Annotated in this window: 20 protein-coding genes; 9 read left to right on the top strand and 11 right to left on the bottom strand. The window is 22.6% G+C overall.

Annotated features, from left to right (window positions below):
• The first annotated feature begins 198 nt into the window (after positions 1 to 198).
• Together AACK83_RS06025 and typA are read left to right on the top strand one after the other, a co-directional pair.
• Positions 199 to 942, top strand: coding sequence for a hypothetical protein (locus AACK83_RS06025; protein WP_338956867.1), 744 nt, complete (start codon positions 199 to 201; stop codon positions 940 to 942).
• 177 nt (positions 943 to 1,119) lie between these two features.
• Positions 1,120 to 2,964, top strand: coding sequence for a translational GTPase TypA (gene typA, locus AACK83_RS06020; RefSeq protein ID WP_338956865.1), 1,845 nt, complete (start codon positions 1,120 to 1,122; stop codon positions 2,962 to 2,964).
• A gap of 14 nt (positions 2,965 to 2,978) precedes the next feature.
• Here the strand turns inward: typA and AACK83_RS06015 are convergent, their stop codons facing one another.
• The 6 genes from AACK83_RS06015 to AACK83_RS05990 form a co-directional block, all read right to left on the bottom strand.
• Positions 2,979 to 3,143, bottom strand: a complete 165-nt coding sequence (locus AACK83_RS06015) for a hypothetical protein (RefSeq protein WP_338956862.1) — start codon at positions 3,141 to 3,143, stop codon at positions 2,979 to 2,981.
• Between the two features lie 118 nt (positions 3,144 to 3,261).
• Positions 3,262 to 3,408 (bottom strand): hypothetical protein, encoded by a 147-nt coding sequence (locus AACK83_RS06010; RefSeq protein ID WP_338956860.1) that lies wholly within the window; start codon positions 3,406 to 3,408, stop codon positions 3,262 to 3,264.
• Positions 3,409 to 3,525: 117 nt separating this feature from the next.
• Entirely contained in the window at positions 3,526 to 3,810 is a 285-nt protein-coding gene (locus AACK83_RS06005) for a hypothetical protein (RefSeq protein ID WP_338956859.1), read from the bottom strand.
• A gap of 217 nt (positions 3,811 to 4,027) precedes the next feature.
• Complete coding sequence (locus AACK83_RS06000) at positions 4,028 to 4,543, bottom strand: hypothetical protein (RefSeq protein WP_338956858.1); 516 nt, start codon at positions 4,541 to 4,543, stop codon at positions 4,028 to 4,030.
• Between the two features lie 69 nt (positions 4,544 to 4,612).
• A complete protein-coding gene (locus AACK83_RS05995) occupies positions 4,613 to 4,822 on the bottom strand; it encodes a hypothetical protein (RefSeq protein WP_338956857.1) in 210 nt (69 codons plus the stop codon).
• A gap of 91 nt (positions 4,823 to 4,913) precedes the next feature.
• Complete coding sequence (locus AACK83_RS05990; RefSeq protein ID WP_338956855.1) at positions 4,914 to 5,105, bottom strand: hypothetical protein; 192 nt, start codon at positions 5,103 to 5,105, stop codon at positions 4,914 to 4,916.
• Between the two features lie 282 nt (positions 5,106 to 5,387).
• Between AACK83_RS05990 and AACK83_RS05985 the strand changes: the two genes are divergently transcribed.
• From AACK83_RS05985 to AACK83_RS05965, 5 genes are all read left to right on the top strand, one after another.
• The gene (locus tag AACK83_RS05985; RefSeq protein ID WP_338956852.1) at positions 5,388 to 6,746 is read left to right on the top strand and encodes a DEAD/DEAH box helicase; all 1,359 of its coding nucleotides are present in this window, start codon (positions 5,388 to 5,390) and stop codon (positions 6,744 to 6,746) included.
• A 19-nt stretch (positions 6,747 to 6,765) separates the two neighbouring features.
• A complete protein-coding gene (locus AACK83_RS05980) occupies positions 6,766 to 7,665 on the top strand; it encodes a deoxyribonuclease IV (protein ID WP_338956850.1) in 900 nt (299 codons plus the stop codon).
• On the top strand, positions 7,665 to 8,762 hold the full coding sequence (locus tag AACK83_RS05975) for a nicotinate-nucleotide adenylyltransferase (RefSeq protein ID WP_338956847.1): 1,098 nt from the start codon (positions 7,665 to 7,667) through the stop codon (positions 8,760 to 8,762). Before AACK83_RS05980 ends, AACK83_RS05975 begins: the two co-directional genes overlap by 1 nt.
• Positions 8,763 to 8,893: 131 nt before the next feature.
• On the top strand, positions 8,894 to 9,739 hold the full coding sequence (locus AACK83_RS05970; protein WP_338956845.1) for a site-specific DNA-methyltransferase: 846 nt from the start codon (positions 8,894 to 8,896) through the stop codon (positions 9,737 to 9,739).
• The gene (locus AACK83_RS05965; RefSeq protein WP_338956843.1) at positions 9,732 to 10,010 is read left to right on the top strand and encodes a hypothetical protein; all 279 of its coding nucleotides are present in this window, start codon (positions 9,732 to 9,734) and stop codon (positions 10,008 to 10,010) included. The genes AACK83_RS05970 and AACK83_RS05965 overlap by 8 nt, the downstream gene beginning before the upstream one ends.
• A 223-nt stretch (positions 10,011 to 10,233) precedes the next feature.
• Here the strand turns inward: AACK83_RS05965 and AACK83_RS05960 are convergent, their stop codons facing one another.
• Complete coding sequence (locus AACK83_RS05960) at positions 10,234 to 11,355, bottom strand: Mbov_0401 family ICE element transposase-like protein (protein WP_338956840.1); 1,122 nt, start codon at positions 11,353 to 11,355, stop codon at positions 10,234 to 10,236.
• 298 nt (positions 11,356 to 11,653) lie between these two features.
• Between AACK83_RS05960 and AACK83_RS05955 the strand changes: the two genes are divergently transcribed.
• Together AACK83_RS05955 and AACK83_RS05950 are read left to right on the top strand one after the other, a co-directional pair.
• Entirely contained in the window at positions 11,654 to 11,953 is a 300-nt protein-coding gene (locus AACK83_RS05955; protein ID WP_338956837.1) for a hypothetical protein, read from the top strand.
• 59 nt (positions 11,954 to 12,012) lie between these two features.
• On the top strand, positions 12,013 to 12,354 hold the full coding sequence (locus AACK83_RS05950; protein WP_338956834.1) for a hypothetical protein: 342 nt from the start codon (positions 12,013 to 12,015) through the stop codon (positions 12,352 to 12,354).
• 130 nt (positions 12,355 to 12,484) lie between these two features.
• On the opposite strand, the gene AACK83_RS05945 is transcribed toward AACK83_RS05950, so the two are convergent.
• From AACK83_RS05945 to AACK83_RS05930, 4 genes are all read right to left on the bottom strand, one after another.
• A complete protein-coding gene (locus AACK83_RS05945; protein ID WP_338956833.1) occupies positions 12,485 to 14,512 on the bottom strand; it encodes a hypothetical protein in 2,028 nt (675 codons plus the stop codon).
• Positions 14,457 to 15,056 (bottom strand): hypothetical protein, encoded by a 600-nt coding sequence (locus AACK83_RS05940; RefSeq protein ID WP_338956831.1) that lies wholly within the window; start codon positions 15,054 to 15,056, stop codon positions 14,457 to 14,459. The genes AACK83_RS05945 and AACK83_RS05940 overlap by 56 nt, the downstream gene beginning before the upstream one ends.
• A gap of 4 nt (positions 15,057 to 15,060) precedes the next feature.
• Positions 15,061 to 15,702: a hypothetical protein gene (locus tag AACK83_RS05935; protein ID WP_338956828.1), complete on the bottom strand. Its 642-nt coding sequence runs from the start codon at positions 15,700 to 15,702 to the stop codon at positions 15,061 to 15,063.
• 144 nt (positions 15,703 to 15,846) lie between these two features.
• Positions 15,847 to 18,435 carry a hypothetical protein gene (locus tag AACK83_RS05930; RefSeq protein WP_338956825.1) on the bottom strand — a complete coding sequence of 863 codons (2,589 nt, stop codon included), beginning with the start codon at positions 18,433 to 18,435 and terminating at the stop codon, positions 15,847 to 15,849.
• Between the last annotated feature and the right edge of the window lies 1 nt (position 18,436).

The raw sequence follows: 18,436 nt of genomic DNA, 5'->3' as shown, positions 1-18,436 counted from the left end.
ATCAATTTCTATAAAGTGTTATCATTAAAGTGTGTAAAACTTTTAAAAAAGTTTATAGAAAAATTTTAAATTAAATAGATATTAATTCTAAAAAATAGATATAAGTAGTTATTATAGAAATTTTAGTATTTGTACACAAATTATAATTATTAAGAAATTTGAGATTAGACTATCAAAAATATAGAAAGAGGCAAAAATATGAATGAAAGAAGACAAAAATTACTTGAATTGATGAATAGAAATTTAAAAATTAGTACTTTAATTAATTACAAATTTAAAATTTCTGAAATAACTAATGCAATTGCAAGTATCAATAATGATTTATATAAACAACAAAAATATTTTTTAGAATTAGAAAATATTAGAAAATACAGAAATAAAATTCAAAGAAAATTTAATAAAAACAAAAAGATAAAAAAGAAATTAAATAAAATTTTAAACAAATATTTAGCACAAATAAAAAAATTTAGTTTTTTTATTAATAAATATAAAAAAGAACCTCAACAATTATTTGAAATATTAAGTGAATTAAATTTATTTGTAGGTGAATTAATAAATCAAGAAAACATAACAGATGAAGAATTACAATATTTATTTACAATATCTCATCAATTTTCAGAACAATTAAAAAATGAAAAACCATTAGATTTATCACTATCAAGTAAAAAACAAAGACTGCAACAAGAACCATTAGATTTATCATTACCAAATAAAAATCAAATATGAGAATTAACAACAAAAATTAACACATCTTTAATTAATAAAAAACATTATACTAATACATTAGAAACACACACTAAAGACAGTTTATTTATCGAAATAAAAATATCAAAACCTAGTAGTAGTTTTATATATACAAATAATTTTAATGATATACAAACATATTTATTAACCGAACAAATACAACAAAATAATTTTTTAAATAATAATTGAAAAAAGTAAATATAGAAATAAAACTCATGAAAATGAAAAAAAATCACAAATCATAAGATTTAAATAATTATTATATGTCAAAAAAATCATTTTAAATAAATTATTTTTTTAATTATTTTACTAAATTTAAAAATATTGCGTATAATTTATATAATGTCAAAATTTAAGAATAACGGAGAATGAAAAATGTCTGAACAAGAAAAAGTTTCTGCTGAACAAAAAATTATTAATATTGCAGTGATAGCACACGTCGATGTTGGAAAGTCAACATTAGTTGATGCTTTATTAAAGCAATCAAATATTTTTCATCAAAACCAAGTTATTGTTGAACAAATAATGGATAGTAATGATCAAGAACGTCAACGAGGAATTACTATTTATTCTAAAAATTGTTCAATCATGCATGGTAATACAAAAATTAATATTATTGATACACCTGGTCATGCTGACTTTTCCTCTGAAGTTGAAAGAATTATGAAAACAGTAGACTGTGTTATTTTACTAGTTGATAGTGTTGAGGGACCAATGCCACAAACTCGTTTTGTATTGCAAAAAGCACTAGAACATAACTTAAATCCAATTTTAATGATTAACAAAATTGATAAAAAAGACCAAAGAATTGAAGAAGTAAAAGATGAAGTATTAGAACTTTTTATGGAATTAAATGCAAATGATGAACAGTTAGACTTTCCAACACTTTATGGAATTACTAAACAAGGTATTGCCCAATATGAATTAAATCAACCAAGTGAAAATTTAGAACCATTATTTGAAACAATTATTAAACATGCTAAAATTTCTAAATTAGTAAAATATAATGAGCCTTTACAAATGCAAATTAGTTCATTAGATTATGATAGTTTTATTGGCAGAATTGGAATTGGTAGATTATTTCAAGGTACTATTTCTGAAGGACAAGAAATAATTGTTGTTGATGATTATGATTTAAAAAGAAAAGCTAAAGTAAAATATTTATTTGTTTATCAAGGATTAAAACGAGTAGCTGTTAAAAACGCTGTTGCTGGTGATATTGTTTGCATAGCGGGTATTGAAAATATAACAATTGGTAATACTATTTGTGATAAAGATAATGTTGTGCCAATGGAACCAATTACAATACAGGCTCCAACAATGTCAATGAATTTCCTTGTTAATAATTCACCATTTTCTGGAACTGAAGGTAAACTAGTAACTAGTAATAAAATTAAAGAACGTTTAACAAGAGAATTAGAAACTAATGTTGGTTTAAAAATAGAACAATTATCTGGAAGTAATGCTGATGGTTTTAAAGTTTTTGGTCGTGGTGAATTACATTTATCTGTTTTAATTGAAAATATGCGTCGCGAAGGCTTTGAATTAGGTATTTCTAAACCGGAAGTAGTATTTAAAAAAGATGAAAAAGGACACACCACTGAACCAGTCGAAGAAATTATTTTAAATCATCCTACTGAATATAGTAGTACTGTTATTAATAATTTAAATCTAAGAAAAGGTATTATGACTAATATGGATTCTGATAATGTTCGTGATAAAATTATTTTTCATATTCCAACAAGAGGATTAATTGGATTTGGTCGTCAATACGTTAATATTACTCGCGGAACTGGTGTTATGGTTCGTAGTTTCCTTACATATGAACCATTAAAAGGCGAAATTAATAATAATAGAAATGGCGTTCTAGTAAGTATGATTACAGGGACAACATTACCTTATGCTTTAAATTCTTTAGAAGAACGTGGTACTTTATTTGTTAAACCACAAACTAAAGTTTATGAAGGAATGATTATTGGTTTAAGTAATCGTGATAAAGATTTAGATGTTAATCCTTGCAAAGCAAAACAATTAACAAATACTAGAAGTTCAGGTAATGATGAAGCTGTTAGATTAACACCACCAACTATTTTTAGTTTAGAAGAATCTTTAGAATTTATTGCTAGCGATGAATTAGTTGAAGTAACACCACAAAATATTCGTATGCGTAAAAAATTCTTGACTGAAAATGAACGTAAACAAAATAGAAATCGTAAGTAATACTTACGATTTTTTTAAAGATTAAAAGGATTATAATTTACACAGTTAACTGTAGATACTCAATATTCTGATTCAATATCAATAATATCATTTAAAGACAGAATTTTTTGATTTTCTTGCAATATATCTTCTATCTGTATTGTTTCATAATTAGCAAAGTTATTAACTTCATTAATCATTAATTGAATTTGCTTATCAATAAGTTCTTTATTTTTTTTCTTTTCAATATATTTTTTTCTCCGTCTTTTTTCTCCTTCTCTTTTTTTCTAATAAATTCAGGATTTGATTTATTTTTTTCTAAATATTTTTTTGTCTTTCTGCATGTTTTTGTTTTTTAGTTTTAATGTTTTCAAATGAAATTTCTACAAAAATAGCGGGAGAAGGTACAAAAATAGATTCATTTTTTGTTTTTTCGTTATTGTTATTCTCTAAAATTATATCCATATTTTATATTTCCTTTTTAAAATAAATAGTGTATTTATAAACTTATATTAAGTTTATGTTCTTGATTTTATCATCTTTTTTAATTTAGAAAAATAGTTACCATTTTGGTAACTATTTTTATTTTGCTATAAATTTATTATTAATTTTAGTTTTATGTTGGATTGATAAACTTATTTTATTTATTTCATCAATAAAATTATTATCTTTTTCTATATCTCAACCATTTTTTTGATCAATTTCTTTTGTTATTTTTTCCAATTCTATTTTGATTTCTTTTAAACTAGTTTTATTAATATTATTTTTTAATCTCTTTTCAATATTTTGAGTTTTTATATCAATTTCATGATATCAAGTGGTATCTAAAACATTGCAAAGTGGTTCTTGTACTCAAGCATGGTACATTTTTCTTTCTTCAAATCCTTCTGGAAGTTTTATTTCTTCTTTAATTTCAGCAATTAATTTATATATACTTTAAAAAATAAAATAATGAGTTGAAAACTTAAATTAAGTTTAAAGAATTATATCATAATATCTAGAATATTTGGTGTTAAATTTTTATACATATTTTTAAAAGATAAAAAATAGTTATAAATAAATAAAACTACTCAGTTGAGTAGTTTTATTTATCTTCTTCAATTTTTACTGTCATTTCTTGATCATCAAAAACAAATTTAACTTTTTTATCATCTTTTTTATTAACAGCATCACTGGGTTTATCATTTTTTTTATTTTCAAATAAAGGTTTTGGTTTTTTCTTTAATTCTTTTTCGTTTTTTAAATAATATTTTTGAACTATATCAAAAAGTTCATTATTTAAACTACCATCTTTATATCTCTTTTTAAATTTATAAAAATACTTATAACGCTTATCTAAAATTATTGATTTAATTTCATTAAAGAGTATAAAAGCATTTCTACTTGAAAATTTATAATTATTTTTACCTATTTTTACTAAATTATCACTTATAATATTGTTTATTTTAAACTTAAATCTTTTTCTTTTAAAAAGAAAAATAACTAAAATAAAAATAAAAGTTATTATTAATAATAATATTGATAATCCTATGATTATTCAGTCCTTTATTGAAAAATCTGATCAATTAACTAAAAACATTATATTTAAATTATTTTGCATATAAATAACCCCCTAAATTTTCTTAATATATAAATTTGCGTCATTTTATAAACAAGTTCTTCTTATCTTTTATTTTGGATAAATTACATTTAAAATTACACTTCCAATAACTAAAGGGTCATCATAAGTCATTTCAACTGTTAAAGTAGCTGGTTTAATGTTCATATTATTATATTTTAAATTACCTAAAATAATTTTTTCTTTTATTAAATTTGATTGTGGATTACTTTCAATTAGTCTCTCTTTAATAACCTCCTTTACAGTTTCTGGACTTGTCATTTTCAATTTGTCTTCAGTTTTTAATTGCAAATTTGTTTTGCTTTTTAAAATTACTGCTAAAATTCGTTTATTATCACTAATTGATGATTGTTTAGAGATCGAACCATTTGATTTTTTTATTTTTTTCTTCCTCTTCTTCTTCTTTTTCTCCTTCTGTTTCAGCAATAGCTGTCATACCACCAGCAATGGTGGCTCCAATTAAAGCTACAGAGCCGATAAGACCAGCAATAATTTTTGTTGATTTCTTCTTCTTTTTCTTTTCTTCTTCATCTTCTTCTGACATAAATTACAAACCTCTTTTCTAAGCCCTTAAATTTTTTCTAAGTTAATTTTACATGATTAAAAATAATCTATTGACATTTTACTTTTATTAGATTAGAAATTTAGATAAACAATTAGTTGTATAAATTACTGATGTATTTTTTTATTTTTTGAAAATTAATAATCTTAAACATTAAAATAGTAATTATTATTACTTTTAATAAAGTTTTTTATCTTATTTTTTAAAGAACTTAGTAAAAATAAGATAAAATATTAATATTGCATTAAAGAAAAAGGTGAACGTATGTCATTTCAACAATTTAATTTACAACCATGACTAATTGAAAATTTAAAAAAAGAAAAACTAATTAATCCAACACCAGTCCAAACCGAAATCATTCCTTTAGCATTAACTAATAAAAACTTAATTATTAAAAGTGCTACTGGTAGTGGTAAAACTCATACTTATTTAATTCCAATTTTAAATAATTGTAATGTTACTTTAAAAGTAACACAAGCAGTTATTATTACACCTACTCGTGAACTTGCTCAACAAACGTTCAATTTTTTAAAAGCTTTAATCAAAGATCAAAATATTAGCATTGCTTGTTTAATGGGTGGCAAAGATATTATTCGTCAAAGTAATAATTTAAGTAATAATCAACCACAAATTGTAATTGGCACTCCAACTAGATTAAAACGTTTATATGAACTTAATATGTTAGCAATTACTACTACTAACACTTTAGTTATTGATGAATGTGATATGTTATTTGATATGGGATTCATGGAAGATTTAGATTTTTTAATTACTAAAATGAATAAAAATACTCAAATTATGACTTTTTCAGCAACAATATTACCCCAACTAGTTACTTGATTAAAAAAATATATTACTAATGCTACTACAATTAGTATTGATAACAAATCTCAAAAAATTCAACATATTTTTATTAATCGTCATCATCAAGATAGTAAAAAACAACTACAATCATTATTAACAATGTTTGATCCTTATTTATGTTTAATTTTTGTTAATAACAAAGAAAATATTGAAGAAATTGCAAACGTCTTAATTGAAGAAAATAAAAAAGTAGCAATCTTACATGGTGGATTACCAGCACGAGAACGTTCTCAAACTTTTAAACGTATTAAAAATTTTGAATATCAATATGTTGTTTGTTCAGATATCGCAGCACGTGGTATTGATATTGAAGGGGTATCTCATGTTATCTCTTTACAATTACCGACAAATAATCTAGAATATTATTTTCATCGAGCAGGGCGAACAGGACGAGCTAACTATTCAGGTATTTCTTATGTATTTTATGATAAGAGTGATAATTCTACTATTCATAAGTTAAAAAATTTAAACGTTCCAATAGAATACTATAAAATTAAAGATAATAAGTTACTACCAGAAATTACTAATGACAACATCATTGCTCATAAACGAAAAATAGAAAGAAATAAAGAAGAGCAATATGTTATTAATCGCTTTAAAAAAAATAAAAATGTAACTCCTGGTTATAAGAAAAAATTTAATAAAGATTTAGAAGCAATAAAAAAAGAAACAAGAAAACAACACATTAAAGCATCAATTAAGAAAATTAAAAAAACACAAGCAATTGCAAGAAGAAAAAAACTTTTTGATGAAAATTAATAATGGAAGAGGAAGCAAGATGGAAAATGACAAATTAATTATTGGATCTCATGTTTCAATGAAAGCACCAAAATATTTATTAGGTGCTCTTGAAGAAGCTCTAAGTTATAATGCAAATACGTTTATGTTTTATACAGGTGCTCCACAAAATACAATTCGTAAACCAACCAAAGCATTATTTATTAAAGAATTTACAGAAAAACTAATTGAAAAAAATATTAATATTAATAATCTTATTGTTCATGCTCCTTATATTATTAATCTGGCTAATAGTATTAATAAAAGTACTTATCAATTAGCAGTAGATTTCTTACGACAAGAAATAATTCGCTGTCAAGATATTGGCATTAAAACTTTGGTTTTACATCCAGGTAGCGCTGTTGGTGCTTTACCACAAACTGCTTTAGATCAAATTGTTAAAGGACTAAATGTAGCATGTTTAGAAAAACAAACTGTAAAAATTGCTTTGGAAACAATGTCAGGAAAAGGTAGTGAAGTAGGAACTACTTTTGAACAACTTCAATATATTATTAATAATGTAAAAAGACCCGAACTAATTGGTGTTTGTTGAGATACTTGTCACTTATCTGATGCTGGTTATGATCTTAATAATAATTTAGAACAAGTAATACAACAATTTGATCAACTTATTGGATTAGATAAATTATTAGTTATTCATGTTAATGATTCTAAAAACCCAATCAATGCTCATAAAGATCGTCATGCTAACTTAGGAATGGGTTACCTTGGTTTTCAAACTTTAATTAACATTATTTATCATCCATTGTTGCTTACTAAAATAAAAATTTTAGAAACGCCATGAATTAATGGACATCCACCTTATTTACATGAAATTAAAATGATAAGAACAAAAAAATATAATAAAGAAATTTTAGAATCATTAGGAACTAGCAAATAATGAAAAGAATTGGCATTTTTGGTGGAACTTTTGATCCATTTCATAATCAACATTTAAACATTGCAAATACAGCTTATCATAAACTTTCACTTGATGAAGTTTGAATTTTACCAACAAAACAAAATCCGTTAAAAGACAGTGTCAGTGCCAGCGATCAACAAAGAGTCGATATGATTAATTTAGTTATTAAAAACTATTCTTGAATAAAATTAAATGATTATGAACTAACAAGTAAACAACCTAGTTATACTATTAATACTATTAACTACTTTATTGAAAACTATCCAAATCACAAATTCTTTTTTATTATCGGTTCTGATAATTTATATACCTTAAATAAATGACAAGGAATTGAACAGTTAATTAATTTAGTTAAAATTATTGTTGTTAATCGCCCTCATTATCGTAAAACATTAGAACTAATGTCAAAATACAAGTGTCAAAATTTAGTAGTTCGACCAAGTAGTGATATTAGCTCTGCCAAAATTAGAAATGGTGAAATTATTAATCAAATTGATATAAAAATTAATAATTATATTAACAATAATTTAATATATAGTTATGAGCGTTTAAAAGCAAATTTGGATAACAATAGAACTGAACATTGTATTAATGTTGGTAAAATGGCTGTTAAATTAGCAATCCATTATAACGAAGATGCTAATAAAGCCCTAATTGCAGGAACTTATCATGACCTTTGCAAACAATGAAGTAAAAATAAAATGACTAAATTTTTAACAAAATATAATAAAGAAATTTTACAAGAACCATTTCCAATTTGACATGGTTATGTAGCAGCATTGTATTTAAAAAATCATTATCAGTACCATGATGATTTAGTTCTTCATGCAATTGCTAAACATACTACTGGTGCAACTGAAATGAAACCTTTAGAATTAATAGTATTATTAGCAGATAAAATATCAATTGAACGTAACCATTATTATGTTGAAGAATTAAGAAAACTTGCCTTCCAAGATTTAACTGTTGCTTTTAAATACTATCTAGAAATTTTAAAAAAGCATTTACTAGAACAAAAAAAACCATTAAATAATAAGTTTTTAACAATATATGAAACGTGAAGTAATAAAAATTAACAAATAGTATCTACAGTAAAATACTTATTTATTAATTATTTAATATATAATATTAAAGAAAAGGGAAGTATAATAAACTAAATAGTATTGTAATAATATAAACAAATAATTGTAACTAAGGAGTACTAATAATGAGTTTAGTGAGTAAAGAATTAGAAACCAAAAATGGAAAAACAATTAAACTTAAAATAGATAATTCAAATTCAAATCAAGTTAAAAAAATAAATCTTATTTTTGGAGATAGTTTTGTTGAAATGAAAAAAATGAAAAATGAATTAGTTGATTTTATATTTATCGATCCACCTTATTTTTTATCAAATAATGGTTATAGTGTTAACGCTGGCAAAAGAACATCTGTTAATAAAGGTGAATGAGATAAAAGTAAAGGTTTTCTTGAAAATTATAAATTTCATCAAAAATGAATTAAAGAATGCAAAAGAATTTTAAAACCAAATGGAACTTTAATAATTACTGGAACTTATCATTCTATTTATATTTGTGGTTTTATTTTACAAGAACTAAATTTTCACATTCTTAATGACATAGTTTGATACAAACCTAATTGTACACCTAATATTGGTTGTAGAAATTTTACTGCTAGTCATGAAACATTAATATGAGCAAAAAAAGATAGTAATTCTAAACATGTTTTTAATTACAAAGATATGAAATATTCTAAATGAGAAGAAGATAATTTTAAGAATGAAGATAAGCAAATGCGAAGTGTTTGAGCAATAACCACCCCTAAACCATTTGAAAAAATTTATGGTAAACATCCTTCACAAAAACCATTAGATCTTTTAAAAAGAATTATAATTGCTTGTACTAATGAAAATGATATTGTCTTAGATCCGTTTATGGGCAGTGGCACAACTGGTCTTGCATGTAAAATACACAATAGAAATTTCATAGGAATTGAAAATAATATTGAATATTTTAATCTAGCAAAAAAAAGATTGGATGATAATAATGGTTAAAAATGGAATAGGTGGTGCAAATACAAAAACTGGTCTCGCTTTTGAAGGAGAAAAAGAGTTATATTCATTTTTTAAAAAACAGGAAAATTATGAAATTAAAAATATGATTGGAATTCACAATTTAAAAAGAAATGATGCATTTGAATTGTTTTATATGGGAGAACATGTTGCTAATATTTTCAAAAAACATGCAATCTATGTTTATTTAGAAAAACACCACAATTTAAACTGAAACTTGTTGGGAGATTATCAAAAATCCGGAATAAATTAAATCGTTGTAGTCTTATTATAAATTTAGACAAGAAATAATTTGGATTTTTATGAAATTGTAAATTTATCTTACTACTAATTTAAAAATATTACAATTAAAATACTCAATTTTATAAATTATAAAAACATTTTAATAATTTAATTAACATAAATATATAACAAAAATTCTTATTAACTTTTAATTTAATAAGTTTTTTTAATTTTTTATTTTAAAATAAGTAAAATTATGTTTTTAAATTTATTTGATTACATTTAAAAATAACCATTTTTATATAAATAAAAATACTATATGTTCTATTAACAATCATTTCTTTTAAAACATGTCAAATATTTGTTTCAGTAAAACAACCAATATTTCATTTTGCACCTTGATTAACAATACCTTTTTTATTATTTTTAAAATATTGTTTTTTTAACTTTTTATGATTATCTAATTCTTTATATAAATAATCAATTAATTGTTCATATTGACCATTATTAATGAAATCTTTACAATTATTATATTCACTTCAATATTTTCCTTTATTTCCCGCCATTATACCAAGATATAATGTTCTAATTAAATGGAATTTATCTAAAACAAACTCAGCACCAAGATAATCTGCTACATCTTTAATTCATCCAGCACTATCTCCACAAATAATTATTTTTGCTTGTTCAACATTTTCATAAAATTTTTGACAATGTTCTTTAACAAATTCAGCAGTTTTTTTAACTCCAATTGCTGTTCTTGTTGGTCTAATAATTGCTTTTACTCTTTTATTTTGTACTTTATGATTAATATTATCTGTATATGTTGTTATTAATCTCATAGAGTGTTTTATACCTTTACGTTTAAAATCTCAAAACTTTCGATGTCCATCATCAATTGCTACAAAAATAGGTTGATTTTTTTCTAATTTTACTTTTACTGGATTTGCTTCAATTACTTCTAAATTTTTAAAAACTCTATGAACAGTACTAACACTAATACCTGCTTTTTTACAAATAGCACAAATATCATGATATCTTTTTCCATCAGCAAAATATTCAATAATAGTTTGTTCAACATCTTCACCAATTCTTTTATATTTAGGTAATTCTAGTCATTCATCAACTAAACAAACACGAACTCATTTTTGTAATTTTTCATCAAAATATTCATAAATTCTTCTTTTATAAGTTACTAATCCATACATTATTTTTCTTGTTCGATATTGATAATCAACAATTTTATATTTCTTTTTATCTCTTGTATTTTTTATTCTTCAATCTCATTTTTCTCATTTTTTTGTTATATGTTCTAAAACTAATTTATCAATTTTTGCACTTTGTTCTCTAAAATTTCATTTATAATTAAAATTCACATTTACTTCTCCTAACTATTTTAAAAAAATCTAAATTTATTGTAAATATATTTAAAAAATTAATTTACTTAATTATTATATAAATATATAAGTGTAATTTTAAATAAAATAAAAATTATTTAAAAAACCACTTTCATATTTAAAATATAACAAACAATTTCAATATAATTAATAGTATAGGTATCACAAAATAAACACCTTTAATTTAGGCATTATTTTGAGTTTAAAAGCATACTTGTAAAAATAATCAAAAATAGTACAATTTATAAGTAAAATCAAGGAAAAAAGGAGTAATTAAATGAGCAAAATAAATAAATGTTTAATAATAAATTGTAATAAAAGAAAAGAATTTTTTAATAAAAAATATGATATTTTTTGTAATGAGCATAATATTAAATTTACAGATTTTATTGGTAATCAATGAATTCCAAATGCAACAATAGAAAAATGAAGAAAATATCCAAAATTACATACAGAATTTGTTAATTTAAAAGCAGCAGAGTTTATTCACCAAGAAAATAAAAAAATAAATCCCAAAGTTAGTTTTAGTCAAACAGGAAAAGAAATTTTAAAAAGGGAGAATTTAAATGCAAAATAGTAAAGGAAAATCATTAAAAGTTGTAACTAATTTAAAATCTTTAAAAAAGATTTTGAAAAATGAATGTTGTTTGTCAAAGTAAAAATTGTAATAACAAATGAAGTAATATTGTTTTATTAGAATTAAAATCAACAACATTTAGTCTTTTTCTTTGTGAAAATCATGCAATTAATTTAGAACATGAATTATTACCAAAATGATTAAAAACTTCTGAAAAATTAAGAAAAAATAAAAAGGAGAAATTTATTATGAAAACATGAATAAAAGCAAATTTAAGTAAAATAACATTAGCATTAGCACTAACTGGTGCTACAACTGGAACAATAGGATTAATCATGGGGGGCTGCTTACCCATGAAAATAACAAATTTAATTCTTATGAAAAACCAGACCATACAGTAGTATTATGTAATGCTCCAATATGAGTTAATATGTATAATGGTTCTTATTATTCTTTATACTGCTCAAATAAAAAGTTACATGATGTAGATATTAAATGAAATGGAAAATATTGAAAAGGTTACTTTGATAATTAAACTTCTAAATTTATATAAGAAATATTTTCGTTATATTTATCAAATAAATTAATATTTTTTAAGTCTATTTCTTCTTTATCTGTTATTAAAATTAAATTATAATTACCAGCACCAAATATCCCACTAATTTCAATCCGATTTAAATTATTAATCGGATTTTCAATTTGTAATTCAAATTCATTATTATTATCAATTTTTATAATTTCTTTATAAAATTCTAATTTAGAAAATAATTGAGATTTATTTGAACCATATAAATTTAAAGCATTTTTAATTTTATTTTTATCAATAATTGCTCTTGTAAAATATTTACCATATTCTCCATTACCTAGTGTTCAATCTGCTGGAATTAATGATGGAATATTATTACTTTCTAATTCATTTGTAATAGATAATCAATTAAATTGATTATTATCTAGTTTAAATAATTCATTTTGACTAATATCATTATTTTTTAGTTTAATGTTATTTATATCTGTAAAATCAAAATATGCTGATTTTAAAATCACTTTTGCATTTTTAAATTGTCAAATATCTTCCTTAGTAGGATGTATTGGATTTGATTTTAATTCAAAATAATAAGGTAACAATATTTTATTATCATCATTTAAACCTTTATTAATTGACATACTTGAATAAATATTATTTGATAACATAATAATTAGTTGTTTAAATATTTTCACTTGCTCTAAATTAATATAATTAGGATAATCTAATTTTCATTGCTTAAATAAATTAGTTATTACTTCATCGGGTTTTTGATTTTCAAACTTTCCTCTTAACATGTCCATTTTATTTGGTGATTTTGTTGGGTCTAATGATGCTCCATCAAAATTACGATTATAATTATATGTGTAACTTAACATGTCTAATAATAGTTGTTGTAAACTATCAATTGGTGGTTTATCATTTATTTCTAGTTCAACATCATGAAATTTATTAGTTGTAGAAATAAATAAATTATAGTTACCTGCTAAAAATCATGACTCTAATTTTGTATCTTTTAATTCTAGTTCATCAGATAATGGTCATACTTTTGAATTTTTAGTAACATCATAACCAATTTTAGCATTAGTTACTCTTGCATTATTAATAATTTCTTTTCTTGTTTCACTTCCACCACCAATAGCAATTAAATCTAAAACTGATTTTTCTTGTTCTATAAATTGTTTTGCTAAATGTCAAGGTAATATTTGTTCACTAAATCATTGTTGTAATATTCTAACTTTTGGTTGAGTTTCAATAGGCATTGATAATAGGGGAAATGCTATCTTATCTTTAACAAATAATTTTGGGTATACTTCCATATTGTCAACTTCACCAAGTACCTTTATATTATCGAAAATCATGCTTCTAGGGGCTTTAATTTTTAAACCGATAACTTTTGTATCTTTATCTAATGGTTTTTGTAATTTAATAATAATGGGATAACCATCTCTTGTTTTAAAATCTTTAATTTTAATAATAGTAATACTTTTAGTACTTCTTGTTTTTGGATTTTGATAAGGTTGTGAATAATTATTAATTATATATAAGTTATCAATATTATTTTCAGTTAATGGTTCATTAATAGATACTGCATATAACTTAAATTGATTTAATAAATTTATTTCTTGAAATATTAAATTTTTAATATCAGTCATACTATATTCAATAGTATTATCATTAATATTTGTGCTAGCTCTTTGATTTAATTGCATAGTAAAGTCTGATGTTTCAACTGCAATAGTTTTTAATACTTTATCAATATCAATAAAACCTATTTTAATAGTATTTGCTGAAAATCTTAAACTATTATTTTCATTATTTTTAAATAAACGTTCAATTTCATAAATATATATAGTTCTTTTTTTAAATTCATCGTATGCTCTATTAATATCTGGGTCACTAGTAGCACTCATCATATTAGTAAAATCATAAGGAATATTATCAATTAAATAATCATTTTCTACTTCTGCCTGATTAAGTTTAGTTTGTTTCTGTTTCTGTGGAAACTTCGTTTGTGGTTTGTTGTTGTTTTCCATTGTTCTCTCCTATTAATTGGTTATTTTCGGGATTAAATAATTTTAATTTAACTGTTAAGTTATTAATTTCTTGTTCATCATTAATATTAAAGGTTTTACTATTTAATAAGTCTTTATCAACACTTACTAATATTTGAATAAATTTAAGAATATCAATATTAAATTGTCATAATTTTTGTTCAATATAATTAATAGTTGAAATATTTACAGCTGTACTTTCGGGAACTGATTGTTGTGCAGATTTCTTTTGACTTGGTATATGAATACCACAACGTTTAAATATTTCATTAACATTTCAATCGTATATATCAGTTAAATTTTTACCTTTAAAATTACTATTTGTCATATTGATATTTTCGTTTTGTTCATTATTATCTCCACCACTTTTAAATATATAGTTTTTAGTAACTAATGTTCTTACTGCTTCTTCTAATGTTGATTGAACATTACCATAAGTTTGACTAAATATAAATTTAGGTGAATTTAAAATGGTATCTAAAACAATTTGTTCATAAATAACATCTAATGCTTTAATTTTATCCATTACTTTATCACACTGCTAACTCATTTGCTTTATTTCGCATAATTGATATTGGTATATAATTAATATTTAATGTTTGTTCTTGTAATAGATTAGGATTATTAATAAATGATTTAAAATCTAATGGAAATTGTTTTTTATTATCACTAATACTATAAATTGAGCGATTAATTATTACTTGTTCATTATTTAATGTATAAATTTCAAATAATCTTACAGTTTGTGCATTTTGTTGATAACTATCATAAAAAATAGTACATTGAATTAATTTACCACCAATATCATAAACTCTTTGTTGTATATCTACTACTTGAAAATATAAATCATCATTAGCAATATAAATTAAATAACCACTAATTCCTAATTTGCTTAATTTAAAAATAGAATTTCAATTTTTTCTATAAAATTCTTGCTGAATTAAGTATTTTTTAATAGTTTCATTATTAATATCTAATGGAGCATTATATAAATTAGCATTATTTTCTGCTACAAAATCAGTGAAATAAGTTTCATGATTAAAATCATTAAAACCAAAATAATTTAAAATTGAAGCATGAGTACTTTTATTTTTATTATTTAAAAATTTTACTTTTTCATTTTGATTATCACTAATATTACTTTTATCTTTTCTAAAAAATTTACCTAACATAATATTCACCACCTTTCTTAAAATATTTGATTAATTTTTAATATGATTTTTACAATGATAAATATAATTAAACCTGCTGTTGCTGATGATAAAATTACTCCTATTAAACCTAAAATAATTTTTATAATTTTAAAAAAAATAATATTACTCCTGTAATTCTTCTAATTTTCATACATTACCTTTTAAATTACCTTTTCCAGTATAAATAGTAATCCATTTTACATGTTGAACTGATAAAATTACTATATTAGCACTATCATTAAAGGTTTGTATTTGTACACCAGCAATTTTTTTATCAGTTATAATAAATTCTTGAATAGTATAAACTGGATTATATATACTTCAAGAATAATAAACTCTATAATGTTTATTCTCTTGAAAATCATAAGTAATTTGTCAATTATCTCATTTATTTTTTTCTCTTGTTCCTACTTCTTTTCATTGTGGAATATTTGGTGTTGGATTATTTTTTAATTCAATATCTCATTCATTTTCTCTAATTTCATTAGTTTCTAAACTATATGAATTAATTTTAATAGGTTTTTCTATATCAATTTTTTCAGGTGAAATAATATTTAATGTTTTACTATTAATTTGATAAACATTATCATCTGCTTGTTCTAATACTTCAAAATTAATAATTGCTCCACCATTACCACCATTTAAAGTTAAAGTTCAATTTGTATTATCAAAATTAATATTTAATGTAGCATCACTATTACCAATTTTTCCCGAAGCAATTCTTCAATTACCAGTACCCGTTACTCTTGGTGATTTAAAAAATATAACTTGTTGATAACCTTGGTCTAATGGTTTTTCATTTGCAACTTCTCATGTTACAAATATTCGATAAATATATTGATATAATGGTGCATATGTAATTTTTCATGTTTTATCATCAATTCTATTACCTATTACTTTTCATTTAATAATTTTAAAATCTGCTAATTTTTTATCTATCTCAGTTTTATTATAATAATCAGATAAATTAGGTATTTTTTCTTTTAATTCATTAATAGCACCACCAATAGTTTTATTAGTAGTTTCTAAATTAGGAATTTTTTGACTTACAGCATTTATTTGAAATGCTACTGGAAACTTTTTTTCTGTATCTTCTAATTTTTTATCTACTTCTGTTTTTATGTAATAATTATCTAAATTAGGTATTTTATCATCTATATATTTCTTATTTGGAATATCTAAATCATCAGTTATAACTGGATTATTTCTATAAATTAAAGTTTTACCACCAACATTAGTTTTAATAACTTCATTAACTAATCTTGTAGTATTCTCTTTATCATCTTTATTATTAAATATTCTATTTTCATCAACTGAACTACCAGCAGAAGCACTAATTTTATTATTTTCATTAATAGTTATATTAGTACCAGCAATTAATTTATTTTGTTTTTTATCTAATAAATTATTAGTTTCTAGTTTTGTATAATAATCACGTTCAGTACCTTCTTCTGTTATAAATTCAGTTGGTATTCCAGTTCCTTGATATTGATATACTTCAATTTGATTAATTACATTTGTATTAAATTCTATTGTTGGAGGAGTAGGAGAAACTTCGAATAAAATTTTTTTTGTACTATAATCATAAAATAAAGTTACGCTTCTAGTAGCATCTGCTACTGTTGTCATTTCTTCTCATGATATTATTTGAATGATTGATTTTGTATTATAACTTTCATTGTTATTTAATAAAAATTTTATTTCTTTTTTAAGAGTATTAACTATTTTTTTATCATTTTTATCTTGTAAATCAATTACTCAAAGAATTATAGTTCATTTATCTAAATAAAAATCATCATTATTAATTTTCTTTCATAATGGACTAGTTTCAATATTAAATCAATTATTTTTAATATCATCAATACTTTCATTAGTTTTAGTTAATTCATCATTCAATTTAGTTATATTATTTTCATTTGTAGTAATTCGTTTTTGTTGTTTAGCAGAAAAATCACAAGTTGGTGCATGTGTATAATCACCAATTTGTGGATTATTTTGTAATGCTTCTGTTGTTAATGTTCCAATTTCATCTGGTCAATCTAAAATCATTGTTTCAGTTTCTTTATCATAATCTGTTGCAACATAACCTTTATTAACAAATTTACTAACAGGACCTCTATATATTTCATTTTCATTATCATCAACTAAATCATCATATAATTTAATTTGTTTTGATAATGTAAATTCTTTTTGTTGTTCAATTAATTCATCAACTTGATTTCTAGTATAAAATGCTTTTAAGTCAATTTTTTCAATATCTATTTCATCATCATTATAACTTGAAAATATTTGTTTTAATTCTGTTAATCTTGCTCATATTTTCATTCTACTAGGTGCTAAATCTCAAACATTAATCGTAGGAGTACTACTTGCACTAAATTGACTACCATTATTAAATTGAATAGTAGCATCAACATTAAATTCAATTGGTGTACGATTAAATACTCAATGTTCAACCATTACATAAACCATATCTCTTAATGTTTCTTTAATTAATTCATCTTTAAAACTATCAAAAGGAAATTTAGATAAAATAAAATCAAGATAAGCATTAATAACATTTTGAGCACGAATAGCAAAAGTTTTAAATCAATCATTAACATTAGGTCATGTTTGTATGTATTGCTGTGGCGTTTCTGTAATTTTTCCAGTTAATGGATATCAGTTATTATAATTTTCAAGACTGACATCAGTTCAAAGTTTATTAATCATA

This window comes from Spiroplasma endosymbiont of Tiphia femorata (genome assembly GCF_964020225.1).
In the GTDB taxonomy this organism is placed as follows: Bacteria; Bacillota_I; Bacilli_A; order Mycoplasmatales; family VBWQ01; genus Spiroplasma_E.
The sequence above is the reverse complement of the archived record's forward strand: the minus strand, read 5'-3'. Positions and strand labels throughout refer to the sequence as shown.